This is a genomic window from Amycolatopsis ponsaeliensis (assembly GCF_030182635.1).
Classification (GTDB): Bacteria; Actinomycetota; Actinomycetes; order Mycobacteriales; family Pseudonocardiaceae; genus Amycolatopsis; species Amycolatopsis ponsaeliensis.
This window is the reverse complement of sequence record NZ_JAPZLD010000047.1, coordinates 69,912-87,048: the sequence shown is the minus strand read 5'-3', so window position 1 is coordinate 87,048 and position 17,137 is coordinate 69,912. Positions and strand designations below refer to the sequence as shown.

Here is a 17,137-nt window from a genome sequence, read left to right as displayed (position 1 = left end):
CCGCGGCGCCCGCGCCCCCCTAAACAGCCGCTCCTTGGCGGGCGCGGGGCGGGGCGGTCGGTGTTTTCCTCAAACCCTCTACACACCTGTTTAACCCCCCCCCCACGGCGTGGTGGTGGGTACCGGCAGGTCAGCGCGTCACTTCTTCAGGACCTCGATGGACGGGTAGTCCGGCATGCGCCGGAAGTCCAGGGCCGCCGACTTGAGGTTCTTCGACTTCGCCGCGACGCCCTTCTCGTCCCACACCGGGATCGACGGCAGGTCCTTCGCGACCAGGTCCTCGGCCTGCTGGTACAGCTTGACCGCCGCGTCCTTGTCGGCGGTGGCGTCCGCCTGCGCGAGGATCGCGTCTACCTGCGGGTTCGAGTAGCTGGAGTCGTTCGAGGACCCACCGGTCTTGTAGATCGGGTTGAGGAAGTCCTCGATGGACGGGTAGTCCGCCGACCAGTCGGAACGGCCCATGCCGGTCAGCTTCTTGCCGGTCACGATGCTGCGCCACTGGCCGAAGTCGGTGGCCGGCACGAAGTCGCACTCGACGCCGAGGGTGTTCTTGATGCTGTTGCACGCCGCGGTCAGCGGTTCCTTGCGGCCGCCGTCCGCGTTGGACGCGATGGTCAGCTTGCCCTTGAAGCCCGACTTCGCGAAGGCCTCCTTGGCCGCCGCCGGGTCGAACTTGCAGAACTGGCAGACGCCGGAACGGGCACCGGTGATGCCCTGGGCGACGTACCCGTCCAGCGGGACGTAGGTGTCGTTCATGACGGTCTTGGTGATCTGCGCGCGGTCGATCGCCATCGAGATGGCCTTGCGCAGTTCGAGGTTGTCGTAGCCCGGCACGTAGTACGGCACGGCGATGGTGCTGACGCCGAGCAGCGCGCCGGTGACGAGCCGGTCACCGAGGTCGGCCTTGTACTTGCCGCCCGCGACCGCCGACGGCGGCAGCGCCTCCATGAAGTCGAGCCGCCCGCTCAGCAGGTCCTGGTAGGCGGTCTCCTGGCTGGAGTAGATCTTGATGTTCAGGTCCTTGAAGTGGACCTTGTCGTCGCCCTTGTAGTCGTCGTTGCGGGTGAGCTTGATGTCCTGGTTCGGCGTCCGCGAGACGAACTTCATCGGGCCGTTGCCGATCGGGTGCTGCTCGAAGGCCTTGGGGTCCTTGAAGAACGAGTCGGGCAGCGGCGCGAACGCCTGGTAGCCGACCTTGATGTCGAACACCGAGAACGGCGCGTCCAGCGTCACCTGGAACTCGTAGTCGCCCTTGGCGACCAGACCGGACATCTTGTCCGTGGCCGGCTTCGCGTTCTCGTCCGCGGGGTGGACGTCCTTGTACCCCTGGATGTTCGAGAAGAAGTCCGTGTTGAGCTGGCCGTTCGGCGCGTAGGCGCCGTAGTTCCAGGCGTCGATGAAGTTGTGCGCCTTCACCTCGGTGCCGTCGTGGAACTTCCAGCCCTGCTTGATCTTGATGTCGTAGACCTTGGAGTCGGTCGTGGTGATCGAGTCCGCCATCAGGTTGAACGGCTTGGCGTCCGCACCCTTGAAGCCGACGAGCGTGGCGAACATCGCCTGGATCGCCTTGGTGCCGCCGAGGTCGTTGATGTTGGTCGGGACCAGCGCGTTCTGCGGTTCGGTGCCGTAGACGCTGACGGTGCCGTCCGGGTCCGCCTCGCCGGCTCCCGCGGAGCTGCCCGAACCGCCGCCGCAAGCGGCGAGCGCGAGCGCCAGCGAGGTCATCACCACCGTGGGTCCCCAGAGCCTGCGCGAACGACGCATGTCCCCTCCATCTCCGTCTGTCCGAAAGGTGAGACGCACGCTATCGGGGGCGGTGAAGCCGATCACAGGACTGCGGTGTTGCAAATCAGTGACGGTCGTCAGGACCACCTGGTTGGAGCACAACCAACGTAGGAATTCGGGTACTCCGGACGGAGTAGCGCGGACACGTGGTCATCGCGCGCTCACGTTCGGTTCGTTTTGGATTCTCGTTGTGGCGCAAGCTCTTTCGGATGTCCGAAAGGGTCAGTGGGGTGGTTGTCAAGAGGCCTGGCCGGCCGGAACCGGACCACACGTGATCCGGGACGGGATTCGCGTGATCGAAGCCGGAACTCGCGTGATTGAAGCCGGAACTCGCGAGATCCGGGCTCAGTCACGCGAGATCCGGGCTCGATCACGCGAGATCCGCGCTCAGTCACGCGAGATCCGGGCTCGATCACGCGAGTTCGGGATTCGTTCACGCCGGAGCGGGCGGCCTGCCGGGTCGGCCCGGTCCAAACCGGATCAGGCGAGCGAGAGGGCGATGCCGTCCAGGATGTCGTGCTCGCTGACCACCAGGCCGGTCGGGCCGCCGCGGGCCGCGAGCTGCTCGGCGAGGGTCTGGACCACCACCGCGCCCCCGGCGATCACGTCGACGCGGCCCGGGTGGATCACCGGGTTCGCCGCGCGGGTGGCGTGGTTCTCGGCCAGCAGCTTCGTCGCGAGCCGGTCGATGTCCGCCGGGCCGAGCTTCGACAGGTGGACGCGGTCGCTGTCGTACTCCGGCAGCCCGAGCGCGATCGCCGAGAGCGTGGTCACCGTGCCCGCGACGCCCATCCACGTGCGGGCGCGGGCGACGTCGACGACGTCGAACGCCTCGGTCAGGACCTTGCCCGCCAGGTCGCGGGCCGCCGCGATCTCGTCCGCCGTCGGCGGGTCGCTCTTCAGCGCACGCTCGGTGATCCGGACGCAGCCGATGTCGACCGACTTCGCCGCGCTCACCTCGGCCTGCCTGCCGTCCCAGGTGCCGAGGACGAGCTCGGTCGAGCCACCGCCGACGTCGGCCACGACGAACGGGCCGTCGTCCGGGTCCTGCTCGCCGACCGCGCCGGTGAAGGACAGCCGGGCCTCCTCGTCGCCGGTGATCACCTCGGCCTCGACGCCGAGGGTCTCGCGCGTCATGCGGAAGAAGTCGTCGCGGTTCTTGGCGTCGCGGGTGGCGGAGGTGGCGACCATCCGCACCTTCTCGACACCCTTGCGCCGGGCGGCGACCGTGTAGTCGGCGAGCGCGGCGCGGGTGCGTTCGAGTGCCTCGGGGGCGAGCTCGCCGGTGGCGTCGACACCCTGGCCGAGCCGGACGATCCGCATCTCGCGGTGCAGGTCGCGCAGGTCGACCGTGCCGTCGTGGCGCGGCGTCAGCTCGGCGACGAGCAGGCGGATGGAGTTGGTCCCACAGTCGATCGCGGCAACACGAGGCATGCGATCACCCTAACCGCCGCGGTGCCGGCCCCGGCTCGCCTCCACTCCGAACGTCTTGAATGAGTCATTCAGGTCTTCGGAGGTCCTGAATGACTCATTCAAGACGTTTGCCCGGGGGTCAGCCGATGGTCGCCGGGACCGTGGTCGTGGACGGGACGGCCGATGTGCTGACCGAGGTGACCGTCTGCCCGCACGTCGGCGGCGGCGGGGTCGTGGTCGGCTCGCCGGTGGTCGTCGGCGGGGTCGTGGTCGTCGTCGGCGGCGGGCTCGTCACCGTGGTCACGCTCGTGATCGTCGTCGAGATCACGATCGTCGTCGGCGGGACGCACACCGGCGATTTCGTCGTCGGCGGCAGCGACGTGCCCGTCGTCGGCGGTGGGCTGCTCGGTGTCGTCGTCGGGACCGGGGGTGGCGGGATCGCCGGCGGGGCCGGGGCCAGCGCCGCGTTCGGGGCGCCGATCGGGACCGTGCTGTCCGGCACCTGCATGATCCCGTTGCGGTAGGCCTCGGCCCACAGGATCACGGTGTTCACGTACGTGTCGGAGTTGTTGTAGCGGTAGATCGCGCCGCGCAGCTGGTCCGGGTTCGAGAGGTCGAAGCCGCCGGAGCAGAGGTAGCGGCCGGTGGCCAGGGCCGCGTCGAAGATGTTGTTGGGGTCGGACTTGCCGTCGCCGTTGCCGTCGGAGGCGTACCCGCGCCAGGTCGCCGGGATGAACTGGGTCGGGCCGACCGCGCGGTCCCACACCGGGTCCGTGTCGAGCTCGCCGTGGTCGGTGTCCGGGATCGCGGCGAACGCGCCCTGGCCGTTGAGCTCCGGGCCGAGGATCGGCTCGCGCGTGGTGCCGTTCGCGTCGACGTACCCGCCGCGCGCGTGGTTGGACTCGATCCGGCCGATGCTGGCGATCAGGGCCCAGTCGATGCGGCACGCGGCCTGCTCGCGGCCGAGGATGTCGGCGGCGTTCTTGTACGCGGCGAGCGCGGTGGCGGGGATGCCGAGGGGGCCGTCGGGGAGTTCGTACGCCGGGAGCGGCAGCGGGGTGGGCGCGCCGGGGAGGGTGCCGTCGACGGCGATCTGCTGGATGGCGGCGTGCCCGGGGTCGTAGCCCTGGCCGAGGGCGGCGTCGCGGGTGTGGTCACCGTTGCCGCCGAGCCAGCCGAGGGTGACGCCGCCGGCGAGCAACGCCGGGATCACCGCGAAGATGCCGGTGATCAGGGGGTAGGCCGTGCGGTGGCGGATCCCGAATCTTCGGGTGTGGCTCCCGACTGCGTCAGGCAGTCGCCGCACGCGCATTGCTCTGAGCCCTCCTGGCCGGTTCGGTCCCACCCTCGGGTGACAGCCTGCCGTACCCGGGGCGTGGTTTCACCCCTTCGGGAGTCTGAATCTCGCCGGACGGGGGTTTTCGCTCACCCAGCCCAGTTATCTGTTTACGACGCGCGAGCGTTACTCGGCACAGTCCCCCATCGGCCACCCGTTCGCCTTAAGGAGCTCCAGCGTCTCGTCACCGAACGGATTCACGCCCGGACCGACCGCGAGCGAGTGCGCGACGTGCACGTGCAGGCACTTGACGCGCCCGGGCATGCCGCCGGCGGTGACCTGGTGGCCGAGCGGCTCGATCGCGTCGCGCTCGGCGAGGTAGGTCTCGTGGGTGCGCTGGTACCGCGCGGCCAGCTCGGGATCGGTGGAGAGCCGCTCGGTCATCTCCTTCATGATCCCGGACGCCTCGATCGTGCCGATCATCGAGTTCAGCTTCGGGCAGGTCAGGTAGTAGAGAGTCGGGAACGGCGTGCCGTTCTCCAGCCGCGGGCTGGTCTGCACCACCGACGGGTGCCCGCCCGGGCACCGCGCGGCCACGGCCCGCAGCGCCCGCGGCGGCCGTCCGAGCTGCTCCGCGATGATCTCGCGGTCGGCGTCGGTGACGGGCTCGAACCGGTGCTGCTGCGTGCTGTTCACGCGCTCAAGGTTAATGCGTGGGGTGCGCCACCCCCGGGCCGCCCGGCTCAGCCGCCGGAGACCTGGTTCCAGAGGTTCTCGTACCAGGAGCCGTCCGGGATCTGCTGCTGTCCCTGCTGCGGAGCCGCGTCCGGGGCCTTGTCCTCGGGCAGCTGGACGATGTACGGCGTCTCGCCCGGCTTGACGTACCGCAGCCGGCGCCGGGCCTCGGCCTCGATCTGCGCCGGGTCGCTCAGCTCCGCCTTGCGGCCCTGGAGCTGGGCGACCGTCTGCTGCAGCTGGGCCTGCTGCGCCTGCTGTTCGCGGATCTCGGTCCGCTGGGCGAGGTACGTGCGCAGGGGCACGGCGATGGTGAACGCCAGCGCGCACACCACGATCGCCACCACCGCCGCGCGGCGGGTGGTGGACATGCCGAGCACCTTCGCCGCACCCGACGCACGCTTCGCCGCCAGGCTCCGGCGGAGCCGGGTCCGGGTCGTCTCCACGTCGCCGGTGCGGCGGCGCACCGCCTCGGGACGGCGGGCCGGCGCGGGCCGGTTGGCCCGCGAAGCCCCGCCGCCGCCTCGGCGGTTGCGCGTCGTCCTCCCCCGGTCGGCCATACCCGGCTCAGCCCTCGGCGCTGAACCGCGGGAAGGCCAGCTCGCCGGCGTACCGGGCGGCGTCACCGAGGGTCTCCTCGATGCGCAGCAGCTGGTTGTACTTGGCGATCCGCTCGCCGCGGGCCGGGGCACCGGTCTTGATCTGGCCGACGCCGGTCGCGACCGCGAGGTCGGCGATGAACGTGTCCTCGGTCTCGCCGGAGCGGTGGCTCATCATCGACTTGTAGCCGAACGACGTGGCCAGCGAGATCGCGTCGAGCGTCTCGGACAGGGTGCCGATCTGGTTGACCTTCACCAGCAGCGCGTTGGCGGCACGGCGGGTGATGCCCTCCTCGAGGCGGTCCGGGTTGGTGACGAACAGGTCGTCGCCGACGATCTGGACCTTCTCGCCGATCTCGGCGGTCAGGGTGACCCAGCCGTCCCAGTCGTCCTCGCTCAGCGGGTCCTCGATGGAGACCATCGGGTAGTCGCGGATCAGCTCGGCGTAGTAGGCCGACATCTGCTCCGCGCTCTTCTTGCTGCCCTCGAAGGTGTACGCGCCGTCGGCGAAGAACTCCGTCGCGGCGACGTCGAGCGCGAGCGCGACGTCGCGGCCCGGGGTGTAGCCGGCCTTCTCGATGGCCTGCAGGATCAGGTCGAGCGCCTCGCGGTTGTTCGCCAGGTTCGGCGCGAAGCCGCCTTCGTCGCCCAGACCGGTCGAGAGGCCGCGGCCCTTCAGCACCGACTTCAGCGAGTGGTAGACCTCGGCGCCCCAGCGCAGGGCCTCGCGGAAGGTCTCCGCGCCGATCGGCGCGATCATGAACTCCTGGACGTCGACGTTGCTGTCCGCGTGCGAACCACCGTTGAGGATGTTCAGCATCGGGACCGGCAGCACGTGCGCGTTCGGCCCGCCCAGGTAGCGGAACAGCTCCAGCTCGGCCGACTCGGCGGCGGCCTTCGCGACGGCCAGCGAGACGCCGAGGATGGCGTTCGCGCCGAGGCGGGACTTCGCCGGCGTGCCGTCGAGGTCGACCAGCTTCTGGTCGACGATCCGCTGGTCGACGGCTTCGATGCCGACCATCTCGGGGCCGATCTCGTCGAGGACCGCGGCGACCGCGCGCTCGACGCCCTTGCCGTTGTAGCGGCCGGTGTCGCCGTCCCGCAGCTCGACGGCTTCGTGTTCGCCGGTGGACGCACCCGACGGGACCGCGGCCCGCGCCAGGGTTCCGTCGTCGAGAGCCACCTCCACCTCGACGGTCGGGTTGCCACGCGAGTCCAGAATCTCGCGCGCGCCTACCTGCTCGATGAGAGCCACGCCATGCTCCTCGGTGCGTCGTGCCTGCGGTTTCGCGACCAGCCTAGCCGTCGCCGCAGTTCACCCGTTGGAGGCACGGCCGGTCACTCACCCATCGGTGCGGACTGCCTGCCAGCCGGGCGGCAGCTCCACGGACTCGGACGTCTGCTGCCAGAACGTCCAGCTGTTGCCCCCGAGGTCGGCGACGGTGAACACCCGGGCGCCGTAGGGCTGGTCCTGCGGCGGGTCGAGCTCGCCCTCGTCGCCGAGCGCCACCTCGATCCGCGCGTAGGCGTCGTCGACGTCGTCCACGTAGAGGATGTTGAGCTGGCCGACCGGCCCCTCCACGCCCTTGGCCTGGAAGTAGTCCGGCCCGACGCCGGCGATCTGGATCCGCGCGTCGCCCGCGCGCAGCGTCGCCTGGAAGACCTCGCCGGCCCCGTCGCAGAACCGGACCTCCTCGGTGAACCCGAAGACCCTGGTCAGCCAGGCGAGCGCCGCCGTGGCGTCGGCGTAGTACAGGTAGGGCGCCAGGCCCCGGTACGGGCTGCTCATGGCGGGACAGTCCATCACGTCCCGATCGGCGGCGTGTGCAAGCCCCTCTTCCGAGGTACTGCACCGATGGTTACCAATCCGGCCACAGTCACGGCCAAATGGCTCCCTAGCAGCGGTCACGCGCCGCCCGAAGGGATGGCCTACTTTTGGCCGGATTGGTAACGTGGGATGACCATGACGGACGCCGCAGCTGCTTCGCAGCCTCCCGAGGAGTCGCGGTTCCATGCCTTCCGCCAGGCCGAGGATCTCGTCGCGCGCCGCCGTCCACTGGACGCACTGAAGGCGTTGCAGCCACTGCTGGAATCCGAAACGGACAAGCCGTCGGTCCACCTCCTGGCGGGGCGCGCGTACTTCCACTCCGCCCAGCTGCGCCGCGCCGAGCAGGCGTTCACGCGGGTGATCGAACTGGACCCGACGGACCACTACGCCCGGTTCATCCTGGGCCGGACCCTGCAGCGCCTCGGCCGGTTCGTCGAGGCACTGGCCCAGATGCGGATGGCGTCGGCGATGAACCCGGTGCCGGAGTACCTCGAGGCGATCAGCGAGGTCAAGGCGCGCATCGCCCTGCGCGAATCCTGACACCAGTGCCGATCGGCCCCCCGGAGATCAGACTTTCGGCCGATCGGTCCGGGCCCCTCGGCCGATCCGCGGCACCCCCTCTTCCGGCGAAGCTGGTTCCAGACCGAACGAGGGAGGAACCGGAAATGTCGATCTTCGCCACGCTGGGTGCCTACGCCGGCTTGCTGCTGCTGGTGCTCATGGCCGTCACGCCGCTGTTCGCCGACCGGGAGCTCTGACTCACGGCGCGACGCTCGCCTCCGCGTAGGCGTCCGCCGCGCTGAAGACGTCCTGGCCGTACGCGACGCCCGAGTTGTAGAACAGGATCGCGCGCCACCAGCCCGCCGGGGTGCCCAGGTCGTCGCCGCCCGAACACAGGTAGCGCGCCGCCGTGAAGGCCGCGTCGTCCACGTTCTGCGGGTCCGGCGTGCCGCCGTCGCCGTCGGCCCGCTCCTGGTACTTCTTCCACGTCGCCGGCAGGAACTGCAACGGGCCGATCGCGTGGTCCCACGACTTGTCGCCGTCGAGCTTGCCGCCGTCGGTGTCGTGCACCGCCGGGATGCCCGCCGAGCCGTCCAACGGCGGGCCGACCACCGGCTTCGCGACGCGGCCGTCCGCGCCGATCGCCGACAGGTCGAAGTCCCCGCGCCCGGCCTCGACCCGGCCGATGCCCGCGAGCGTCGCCCACGACAGGTGACACGTCGGCTTCTGCCGCTGCATCCACATCTCCGCCCGGCCGTACGCGGCGAGCACGCGCGCCGGGAGGTGCGTCTTGCCCGCGACGCGCGCCGCCCACGCGTCCAGCTCGGCCTGGTCGGACACGGCGGGCCGGTCGACCGGGGCGGCGAGCCCGGCGCGTGGCGACTCGGCGCCGGGCTGCGGGCGCTGCTCCGGGATGGACAGCGCGGGTTGCGCCGGCGGGGGCGCGGCCGGGGTCTCCGGGTTCCGGATACCGATCGTGAGCACCAGGACCACGCCGGCGACCACGAGCCCGAGTGAGAGGGCCACCCGGCCGACGTACCGCCTGGGCGGGCCGCCCGGAGGCGACGACGGAGGCGTGACGGTCGGCTGAGCGGTTTCGGCCACCCGATCAGGTTACGGAGCCACTCAAGAGGGTCACTCGGCCGCCTGACCAGGCAAACGGAGGGTAAAAACAGGTCCGCTGCCAGCGATGTCACAAAATTCGTTATCGAGTCGACGCGCAAGGCCCTGACCTGCGGTTACCCTAACCTAACTTCGCAATCCAGTCCCATTTGTCCGATTGCATCGTTTCGAGCGGCCGTACGCGCGCTGGACTTACAGGTGAGCCTTACCTAAAAACTTCCTGGACCCAGAAATATTTCAGGAGGCGGACCGGTGTTGTTCTCGAGCGCGTTGATCGGGCTGCGCGAAGGCCTGGAAGCCGCGCTGGTCGTCAGCATCCTGGTGGCGTTCCTGGTCAAGACCGAGCGGCGCCACGCGCTGCGCTGGGTGTGGCCGGGTGTCGGCGCCGCGGTGCTGCTGTCGATCGGCGTCGGCGCGGTCCTGACCTACACGACCGCCCAGCTGTCGTTCGAGCACCAGGAGCTGCTCGGCGGGAGCCTGTCGATCGTCGCGGTCGTGTTCGTCACGGCGATGATCTTCTGGATGCGCAAGGCGGCCAAGAGCATCGCCGCCGAGCTGCGCGGGAAGATGGACGACGCGCTGGACGTCGGCCCGATGGCCGTGCTGCTGCTGTCGTTCCTCGCGGTCGGGCGCGAAGGCCTGGAGACCGCGGTGTTCTTCTACTCCGCCGTCCAGACCGCGCAGTCGGACACCGCGCAGCCGTTGATCGGCTTCGCCGTCGGCATCGTGGCGGCGGTCCTCTTGGCGTGGCTGCTCTACAAGGGCGCGGTGCGGTTCAACCTGGCCAAGTTCTTCACGATCACCGGCGTCCTGCTCGTGTTCGTCGCCGCGGGCGTGCTCGGCTACGGCCTGCACGACCTGCAGGAGGCCGCGTTCCTGCCGGGCATCGGCACCCTCGCCTTCGACGCGTCGAGCACGCTGCCCGAGACGTCCTGGTACGGCGCCCTGCTCAAGGGCATCTTCAACTACTCGCAGCAGACGACCGTGCTGCAGGCCGTCGCCTGGGTCGCCTACGTCGTCATCGTGCTGCCCCTTTTCCTCAAGCCCAGCAAGAAGACCGCGCCGGCGCCCGCCGCCGCGGCCGCCTCGAAGGAGTGACCGCGTGCGCAAGTCCCCCAGAACCCCGCTGGCCGTCGTGGCCGGCGCCGCCGTGTTGGTGACGCTGGCCGCGTGCGACAGCCAGGGCAGCACCGGGAACGAGACCGCGGCCGGCGGCCCGATCAAGGTCGAGGCGTCCGACAGCGCGTGCACCGTCTCGGCCAACACCGCCACGGCGGGCAACGTGACCTTCGAGATCACCAACAAGGGCAGCAAGGTCACCGAGTTCTACCTCTACGCCGAGGGTGACCGGATCGTCGGCGAGGTCGAGAACATCGCGCCCGGGCTCAACCGGCGCCTGATCGTCGAAGCCTCCGACGCCGGCAAGTACCAGACGGCGTGCAAGCCGGGCATGGCCGGCAACGGCATCCGCGGCGACTTCACCATCACCGGTGGCGCCCCGAAGCAGGCCGACGCCAACGCGCAGAAGGCACAGGCCACCAAGAGCTACGCCGACTACGTCGCGAACAACACGGCCGCGCTGGAGGAGGAGACGGGCAAGTTCGTCGACCTCGTCAAGGCCGGCAAGGTCGACGAGGCGAAGGCCGCGTACGCGCGCACCCGCATCTACTACGAGCGCATCGAGCCGGTCGCCGAGAAGTTCGGCGACCTGGACCCGGCCATCGACGTCCGCGAGGCCGACCTCGAGCCGGGCCAGCAGTTCACCGGCTTCCACCGCCTCGAGAAGGACCTGTACGTGACCGGCCTGCAGGCCGACAGCCCGAAGATCGCGGACAAGCTGCTGACCGACGTCAAGGACCTGGTCGCCAAGTCCAAGACCCTCGAGCTGACCGCGCTCGACCTGGCCAACGGCGCGAAGGGCCTGCTCGACGAGGTCGCCACCGGCAAGATCACCGGCGAGGAGGAGACCTTCTCGCACACCGACCTGTGGGACTTCCAGGCCAACGTGGACGGTTCGAAGGGCGCGATCGCCTCGCTGCGGCCGCTGCTGCAGGAGCGCGACGCGGCTCTGGTGTCCACTTTGGACAAGGAGTTCGCGAACGTCCAGGGCCTGCTGGACAAGACGCGCGCCGGTGACGGCTACAAGTTCTACAACCAGCTGTCCCAGGACGAGATCAAGGCGTTCGCCTCGGCTGTCGACGCCCTGAGCGAGCCGCTGAGCAAGGTCGCGGAGGTCGTGTCCAAGTGAGCGAAGACGGCACCCGGGTCTCCCGCCGGAAGCTCTTCGGCCTGGCGGGGGCGGGTGTCGCGCTCGCCGGCGCCGGCGCCGCGGCGGGCATCGGGATCGACAAGGCGACCGGCGGCAGCGCCGAAGCGGCGGTGACCACCGTCGACTTCCACGGCGAGCACCAGGCCGGGATCGTCACGCCGGCCCAGGCGAACCTGCACTTCGCGGCCCTCGACGTCACGACGAAGGACCGCGAGAAGCTGCGGCAGCTGCTGAAGACGTGGACCGACGCGGCCCGCCGGATGACGGCGGGCCAGGAGGTCGTGCCGAACGGCGCGGTCGGCAGCGGCGACTACGCGCCGCCCGGCGACACCGGCGAGGCGCTCGACCTGCCCGCGTCGCACCTGACGCTGACGATCGGCTTCGGCCCGTCGCTGTTCGACGGCCGCTTCGGTCTCGCCGGGAAGCGACCGCCGCAGCTGATCGACCTGCCGCTGTTCCCGAAGGACAAGCTCGACCCGGCCCGCGGCGGCGGCGACCTGTGCATCCAGGCCTGCGCGGACGACCCGCAGGTGGCGGTGCACGCGGTCCGCAACCTGGTGCGGCTCGGCTTCGGCGTCACCGAGGTCCGCTGGTCGCAGCTCGGCTTCGGCCGCAGCTCGTCGACGTCCCGGGCGCAGCAGACGCCCCGGAACCTGTTCGGGTTCAAGGACGGCACGAACAACATCAAGTCCGAGGACACGGACTTCCTGCGCGACCAGGTGTGGGCCACCCCGGCCGACGGCCAGGCGTGGATGGCCGGCGGCAGCTACCTGGTGGCTCGCCGGATCCGCATGCACATCGAGACGTGGGACCGCGAGACCCTCGACGGCCAGCAGCAGATCGTCGGCCGCACCAAGGGCACCGGCGCCCCGCTGGGCCAGACCGCGGAGTTCGACGAGCTGGACTTGGACGTGGGCGGCGCGGGCGGCGAGAAGGTGATCGCCGAGGACGCGCACGTCCGGCTGGCCTCGCACCAGGCGTTGAACGGCGTGCGGATCCTGCGCCGCGGGTACAACTTCGTCGACGGGTCGGACGGCGTCGGGCACCTCGAGGCGGGGCTGTTCTTCTTGGCGTTCAACCGGGACACGCGTGCGCAGTACGTCCCGATGCAGCAGGCGCTGTCGTCGAAGGACGCGATGATGGAGTACGTCCAGCACACCGGATCGGCGCACTTCGCGGTGCCACCGGGCGTGTCGCCGACGGGCTCCTGGGGCGACGGGCTGTTTGCCTAGCCGACCTGTTCGGTCGGGTACACGTCACGGATCCTCTGGTTGAAGAACCGGCCCTGGCTCGGCGCGCCCATCAGGTCCCGGTGCACGGACTCGGGCACCAGCCGGTAGCGGTAGACGCTTCCGTTCACGAATTCGATCTCCAAGAGGTGTTCCTCCCGGTCGTAGCCGATCGACGCGATCGTCGAGGAGCTGACGGCTTGGCGGCGCATGACCGCCATCATATCCCCTTGCCTAAATCCTTTAGGAAGTTCTACATTGGGTTTAGGCAAGAGGAGGTGTAGTGATGGTTCGTGCCGGATTGACCACGGAACGCGTGGTACTCACGGGTGCCGAGCTGGCCGATGAGATCGGGTTCGATCGCGTGACGCCGTCGGAGCTCGCGCGGCGGTTCGATGTCAAGGTCGCCAGCCTGTATTCGCACGTCAAGAACGCGCACGACCTGCGGACGCGGATCGCGCTGCTGGCGCTGGACGAGCTCGCCGACCGGGCCGGCGCCGCGCTGGCCGGGCGGGCCGGGCGGGAAGCGCTCGTCACCTTCGCCGGCGTCTACCGCGACTACGCCCGTGAGCACCCCGGCCGGTTCGCCGCGGCGAACTTGCGGCTCGACGCGGAGACCGCGGCGGCGAGCGCGGGCGTGCGGCACGCGCAGCTGATGCGCGCGATCCTGCGGGGCTACGACCTGACCGGGCCGGACCAGACGCACGCCGTCCGGTTGCTCGGCAGCTTCTTCCGCGGGTTCGTCGCCCTCGAAGCCGACGGCGGTTTCGACCACAGCCCGCCCGCGTCCGCGGACAGCTGGATCCGCCTCCTCGACGTCCTCGATTCCCTACTCCGCGATTGGCCACGACCGTGATCACCACCCCGCTGACCGCCGACCTGGTGCGCGGCGCCCTCGAACTCGAAGAAACCCCGCGCGGCCTGGTGGCGCACCGGCTGCCCGCCCGCGCGCGGGCGCAGAACACCGATCCGCGGCTCGCGATGGCCGACACGCAGCCCGCCGGGGTCCGCCTGCGCTTCCGCACGACGGCTGCCGTCATCGAACTGGAAACGCTGCCGACCAAGATCGAGTACCCGGGCGCTCCGCCGCGTCCGGACGGCGTGTACGACCTGCTCGTGGACGGCAAGCTCGCCGCCCAGGCGACCGCGCCCGGCGGCGTGCGGTTCGCCGGCCTGCCCGGGCACCTCAAGGACGTCGAGATCTGGTTGCCGCACAACGAAATCACCGAGCTGGTCGCGCTGCGGACGGACGCACCGGTCTCGCCCGCGTCGACCCTGGACCGGGTGTGGCTGCACCACGGCAGTTCGATCAGCCAGGGCTCGAACGCGGTCAGCCCGTCGACGACGTGGGCCGCGCTGACCGCGGTTTCGGCCGGGGTCGAGCTGGTCAACCTGGGGTTCAGCGGCAACGCGATGCTGGACCCGTTCACCGCCCGCGCGCTGCGGGACACCCCGGCCGACCTGGTCAGCGTCAAGATCGGCATCAACATCGTCAACGCCGACCTGATGCGCCTGCGCGCGTTCGGCCCGGCCGTGCACGGGTTCCTGGACACGATCCGCGAGGGCCACCCGTCGGCGCCGCTGCTGGTCGTGTCGCCGTTGTACTGCCCGATCCACGAGCGGACGCCCGGCCCGGGCGACTTCGACCACGACGCGTTGGCTTCGGGAGTCGTGCGGTTCCGGGCGACCGGAGTCCCGGCCCCCGACAAGCTGACGCTGGAGGTGATCCGGGAGGAGCTGGCACGCATCGTTGCGCAGCGGGAGGATCCGGCCTTGCACTACCTGGACGGGCTTTCGCTGTACGGGCCGGCCGACTACGCGGAGTTCCCGCTGCCGGACGAGCTGCACCCCGACGGCGCGTCGCACCGTCTCATCGCTTCGCGCTTCACGGAACTGGCCTTCGGCGGCCCGTTCGCTTGACTTCAACCTCCCTTGAAGTTGAATGCTTCGGGGCATGTTCACCGAAGCAGAGCTCGCCTACCTCGACGCCCAGCCGCTCGGCCGGCTGGCCACCCGGCAGCCGAACGGAACCCTGCAGGTCAACCCGGTCGGCTTCCGGTACAACCCGGACGAGAAGACGATCGACGTCACCGGCCACAACCTGCGCGGCAGCAAGAAGTTCCGCAACCTGGCGGCCGACGACCACGTCGCGTTCGTGGTCGACGACCTGCCGTCGACGAACCCGTGGCGGGTGCGCTGCCTGGAGATCCGCGGCCGCGCGGAGGCGCTGACCGAGGTGAACCTCCCGGACAACCACTTCGACGACGCCGTGATCCGGATCCACCCGTCGCGGATCCTGGCGTTCGGCGTGGAGGACTGGAACCGGGAGCCCCTGGAACTCGAGACGAACGTCCGCGACGTCTGAGCGGCCGAGGCCACCACGGGAGCCTGGGGGTTCCCGTGGCGGCCTCACCGGGCCGGAACACTCAGCGGCGGCCGCCCCACGCCGTGTACGCCACGGTTCCGGTGACCGCCAAGAGCACCGCCGTCCAGGTAGCCACCGGTGTTTCCGCGCTCTGCAGCATCCAGGCCGCGATCTCACTGGCCGTCGAGCCGTCGTTCTTCACGAAAAGCGCCACCGCCGACCAGGCCACCGGCAAGGTCCAGCCGAACTGACCACCCGCCGTTGTGGCGGCCAGGCCGGTCAGGCCCAGCAGACCCGCCGCGTCGCGGAAGATGATCGACAAGTCGACAGCCGACGGGCCCAGCTGCTGCACCGCCAGCACCGCGCCCGCCGAGGCCAGGCCGATCAGAGCCAGGTGGGCGAAGCGCCTGCGCGACCACGGGAGCGCCGCCGTGCGGTCGAGATCCGGGTCCTGGCCGCTCAGGCCGATCGCCGCCACCGCGATCGAAGCCGTCAGGGCCAGCAACGCCTGGGGCAACGCCCAGTCGTCGCGGGACAGGAGCCACACCACCGCCGTGCTCACCACCAGTGCCGCGAACGCCACCGGCAGCTGGCGTGAACGCGCGTACAGCACCGCCCACCTCATCGCGGGCCACCCGGCACCAGCTTCTCGAGCGGGTCGCCCTGGCAGGTCAGCAGCACCTGCCGCGCCGCGGCGACGCGGGTGAGCTGGATGTCCGGTGGCAGCGCGCGGAACGTCGCCCACAGCTGCCCGGCCACGCCGAGCTTGTCCCTGAACCAGCTCCCGCCGTACTCCGGCAGCAGTTTCAGCTCACCCGTGAAGTACGCGGCGGTGATCATCCGCGCGGCCTGGTCCGGGAACGTGGCCCTGCTCCAGCCGGCGCACGAGGGCACGCCGGCGCCGGCCAGGACCGCGAGGCGCAGGGTGGGCGCGTCCGCCGTGCCCAGGTTGTCGCGCTGGAAGTCCAGGTAGACGACGTCGGCGGCGCGCTCCGGCGGCACGTCCGGCCGGCTGGCCGTGATGCGCTCCTCGATCCGGGCCGGTGCACCGGGCAGCTTCGCCAGCAGCGCCAGGGCTTCCCGGCCCGGTGTGGCCAGCGCGGCCAGGCTGCCGGCGTGCAACCTGGTGAGGCAGATCGGGCCATCGCAGACCTTCTCGGCCGCGACGGTGTCGGTGGTGAGCACGCCGGCCTGCGTGGCCGGGAAGAGCGGCAACGCGATCGCGACGCCCGCCACCATCGGCAGCAGTCCGAGCAGCCGGGCCCGCACGGAATCCGCGGCCAGCAGCAGGAATCCGGTCGCGGCGAGGCCGAGGAACCAGGCGGCCTGCCCGACGTCGAGTGACGCCGGAGTCGTCACCATCATGCCCCGCGGCTCGGCGAGCGCCGGGGCGAGCAGGCCGGCCCGGACGGACAGGACCGGGTCGAGGTCCGGCTCGAGGGCCATCCAGCAGAGGGTGGTGAGGACGAGCGTCACGACGGCGAGTCCGGGCGCGGTCAGCGGGTGCGGCAGCAGCCGCCCGACGGCCAGGCCCAGCCAGCTCCCGGCGACCACGCCGAGGAGCCCGACGAGCACCACCGGCACGAAGCCCGCCGAGAAGAACCCGTCGTGCACGAGGACTTCGACCGCGCCGACGGTGAACACGAGCAGGAACCCCAGCGCGCTCAACCCGCCGACGGCACCGGCGAGCCGGGCGGCTCGGTGCCAGCCCGGACGGGACGTGGTCGTGAGCAGTTCGACCATGCCGGAACGGCTGTCACGCATCCCTTGGATCGCACCGGCCCCGACGACGATCGGCCAGAGGAGCTGCAGGAGGAAACGCACCCAGAGGGCGGTGGTGGTCGCGTGCGCGGTCCACGGCGCCGGGACCTTCCACCACGGCCCGCTGAGCAGGAAGAGGAACCCGAGCGCGACGGCGAGGATCGCCAGACCGGCCCAGGGCGCGATGGACCGGCGGAGCTCGATGCGCAGGATCATCGGGTCACCTCGGGACGGGACGGGGCCGGCGCGGTTCC

At 70.5% G+C, this 17,137-nt stretch carries 18 protein-coding genes; 7 read left to right on the top strand and 11 right to left on the bottom strand.

Annotated elements, in window-relative coordinates:
• Positions 1-138: 138 nt before the first annotated feature.
• From QQ657_RS45340 to QQ657_RS45310, 7 genes are all read right to left on the bottom strand, one after another.
• A complete protein-coding gene (locus tag QQ657_RS45340) occupies positions 139-1,764 on the bottom strand; it encodes a peptide ABC transporter substrate-binding protein (RefSeq protein WP_284748586.1) in 1,626 nt (541 codons plus the stop codon).
• Between the two features lie 501 nt (positions 1,765-2,265).
• Positions 2,266-3,219 (bottom strand): Ppx/GppA phosphatase family protein, encoded by a 954-nt coding sequence (locus QQ657_RS45335; protein ID WP_284748585.1) that lies wholly within the window; start codon positions 3,217-3,219, stop codon positions 2,266-2,268.
• A 118-nt stretch (positions 3,220-3,337) separates the two neighbouring features.
• A complete protein-coding gene (locus QQ657_RS45330; protein ID WP_284748584.1) occupies positions 3,338-4,510 on the bottom strand; it encodes a lytic transglycosylase domain-containing protein in 1,173 nt (390 codons plus the stop codon).
• 150 nt (positions 4,511-4,660) lie between these two features.
• Complete coding sequence (locus tag QQ657_RS45325; protein WP_284748583.1) at positions 4,661-5,170, bottom strand: DUF501 domain-containing protein; 510 nt, start codon at positions 5,168-5,170, stop codon at positions 4,661-4,663.
• Positions 5,171-5,217: 47 nt separating this feature from the next.
• Complete coding sequence (locus QQ657_RS45320) at positions 5,218-5,769, bottom strand: FtsB family cell division protein (protein WP_284748582.1); 552 nt, start codon at positions 5,767-5,769, stop codon at positions 5,218-5,220.
• A 7-nt stretch (positions 5,770-5,776) separates the two neighbouring features.
• Positions 5,777-7,063, bottom strand: coding sequence for a phosphopyruvate hydratase (gene eno / locus QQ657_RS45315; protein ID WP_155540934.1), 1,287 nt, complete (start codon positions 7,061-7,063; stop codon positions 5,777-5,779).
• A gap of 87 nt (positions 7,064-7,150) precedes the next feature.
• Positions 7,151-7,597 carry a VOC family protein gene (locus QQ657_RS45310; RefSeq protein ID WP_284748581.1) on the bottom strand — a complete coding sequence of 149 codons (447 nt, stop codon included), beginning with the start codon at positions 7,595-7,597 and terminating at the stop codon, positions 7,151-7,153.
• 174 nt (positions 7,598-7,771) lie between these two features.
• Here QQ657_RS45310 and QQ657_RS45305 point away from each other — a divergent pair, with 174 nt between their 5' ends.
• Positions 7,772-8,176 carry a tetratricopeptide repeat protein gene (locus QQ657_RS45305; RefSeq protein WP_284748580.1) on the top strand — a complete coding sequence of 135 codons (405 nt, stop codon included), beginning with the start codon at positions 7,772-7,774 and terminating at the stop codon, positions 8,174-8,176.
• Positions 8,177-8,395: 219 nt separating this feature from the next.
• Here the strand turns inward: QQ657_RS45305 and QQ657_RS45300 are convergent, their stop codons facing one another.
• Complete coding sequence (locus QQ657_RS45300) at positions 8,396-9,142, bottom strand: lysozyme family protein (protein WP_284748592.1); 747 nt, start codon at positions 9,140-9,142, stop codon at positions 8,396-8,398.
• Between the two features lie 369 nt (positions 9,143-9,511).
• Here QQ657_RS45300 and efeU point away from each other — a divergent pair, with 369 nt between their 5' ends.
• The 3 genes from efeU to efeB are packed head-to-tail and all read left to right on the top strand — an operon-like array spanning position 9,512 to position 12,760.
• Positions 9,512-10,357, top strand: a complete 846-nt coding sequence (gene efeU, locus QQ657_RS45295; RefSeq protein ID WP_284748579.1) for an iron uptake transporter permease EfeU — start codon at positions 9,512-9,514, stop codon at positions 10,355-10,357.
• 4 nt (positions 10,358-10,361) lie between these two features.
• Complete coding sequence (gene efeO / locus QQ657_RS45290) at positions 10,362-11,507, top strand: iron uptake system protein EfeO (RefSeq protein ID WP_284748578.1); 1,146 nt, start codon at positions 10,362-10,364, stop codon at positions 11,505-11,507.
• On the top strand, positions 11,504-12,760 hold the full coding sequence (gene efeB / locus QQ657_RS45285; protein ID WP_284748577.1) for an iron uptake transporter deferrochelatase/peroxidase subunit: 1,257 nt from the start codon (positions 11,504-11,506) through the stop codon (positions 12,758-12,760). The genes efeO and efeB overlap by 4 nt, the downstream gene beginning before the upstream one ends.
• Here efeB and QQ657_RS45280 read toward each other — a convergent pair.
• The gene (locus QQ657_RS45280) at positions 12,757-12,969 is read right to left on the bottom strand and encodes a KTSC domain-containing protein (protein ID WP_284748576.1); all 213 of its coding nucleotides are present in this window, start codon (positions 12,967-12,969) and stop codon (positions 12,757-12,759) included. The genes efeB and QQ657_RS45280 overlap by 4 nt on opposite strands.
• A gap of 74 nt (positions 12,970-13,043) precedes the next feature.
• On the opposite strand from QQ657_RS45280, the gene QQ657_RS45275 reads away from it, so the two are divergent.
• The 3 genes from QQ657_RS45275 to QQ657_RS45265 are packed head-to-tail and all read left to right on the top strand — an operon-like array spanning position 13,044 to position 15,122.
• Complete coding sequence (locus QQ657_RS45275) at positions 13,044-13,613, top strand: TetR/AcrR family transcriptional regulator (protein WP_284748575.1); 570 nt, start codon at positions 13,044-13,046, stop codon at positions 13,611-13,613.
• Positions 13,610-14,677, top strand: a complete 1,068-nt coding sequence (locus tag QQ657_RS45270; RefSeq protein ID WP_284748591.1) for a GDSL-type esterase/lipase family protein — start codon at positions 13,610-13,612, stop codon at positions 14,675-14,677. Before QQ657_RS45275 ends, QQ657_RS45270 begins: the two co-directional genes overlap by 4 nt.
• Positions 14,678-14,711: 34 nt before the next feature.
• The gene (locus tag QQ657_RS45265) at positions 14,712-15,122 is read left to right on the top strand and encodes a PPOX class F420-dependent oxidoreductase (RefSeq protein WP_284748574.1); all 411 of its coding nucleotides are present in this window, start codon (positions 14,712-14,714) and stop codon (positions 15,120-15,122) included.
• 61 nt (positions 15,123-15,183) lie between these two features.
• On the opposite strand, the gene QQ657_RS45260 is transcribed toward QQ657_RS45265, so the two are convergent.
• Both QQ657_RS45260 and QQ657_RS45255 read right to left on the bottom strand, forming a co-directional pair.
• A complete protein-coding gene (locus tag QQ657_RS45260; protein WP_284748573.1) occupies positions 15,184-15,747 on the bottom strand; it encodes a hypothetical protein in 564 nt (187 codons plus the stop codon).
• Entirely contained in the window at positions 15,744-17,099 is a 1,356-nt protein-coding gene (locus QQ657_RS45255; protein WP_284748572.1) for a hypothetical protein, read from the bottom strand. Before QQ657_RS45255 ends, QQ657_RS45260 begins: the two co-directional genes overlap by 4 nt.
• Positions 17,100-17,137: the final 38 nt, after the last annotated feature.

Excerpts from the sequence above, each read along its gene's own strand:
- QQ657_RS45255 (WP_284748572.1), bottom strand. The coding sequence starts at position 17,099 with ATGATCCTGCGCATCGAGCTCCGCCGGTCCATCGCGCCCTGGGCCGGT.
- QQ657_RS45310 (WP_284748581.1), bottom strand. The coding sequence starts at position 7,597 with ATGAGCAGCCCGTACCGGGGCCTGGCGCCCTACCTGTACTACGCCGAC.
- QQ657_RS45305 (WP_284748580.1), top strand. The coding sequence starts at position 7,772 with ATGACGGACGCCGCAGCTGCTTCGCAGCCTCCCGAGGAGTCGCGGTTC.
- QQ657_RS45320 (WP_284748582.1), bottom strand. The coding sequence starts at position 5,769 with ATGGCCGACCGGGGGAGGACGACGCGCAACCGCCGAGGCGGCGGCGGG.
- QQ657_RS45275 (WP_284748575.1), top strand. The coding sequence starts at position 13,044 with ATGGTTCGTGCCGGATTGACCACGGAACGCGTGGTACTCACGGGTGCC.
- QQ657_RS45340 (WP_284748586.1), bottom strand. The coding sequence starts at position 1,764 with ATGCGTCGTTCGCGCAGGCTCTGGGGACCCACGGTGGTGATGACCTCG.
- QQ657_RS45335 (WP_284748585.1), bottom strand. The coding sequence starts at position 3,219 with ATGCCTCGTGTTGCCGCGATCGACTGTGGGACCAACTCCATCCGCCTG.
- QQ657_RS45265 (WP_284748574.1), top strand. The coding sequence starts at position 14,712 with ATGTTCACCGAAGCAGAGCTCGCCTACCTCGACGCCCAGCCGCTCGGC.
- QQ657_RS45260 (WP_284748573.1), bottom strand. The coding sequence starts at position 15,747 with ATGAGGTGGGCGGTGCTGTACGCGCGTTCACGCCAGCTGCCGGTGGCG.
- QQ657_RS45280 (WP_284748576.1), bottom strand. The coding sequence starts at position 12,969 with ATGCGCCGCCAAGCCGTCAGCTCCTCGACGATCGCGTCGATCGGCTAC.
- QQ657_RS45330 (WP_284748584.1), bottom strand. The coding sequence starts at position 4,510 with ATGCGCGTGCGGCGACTGCCTGACGCAGTCGGGAGCCACACCCGAAGA.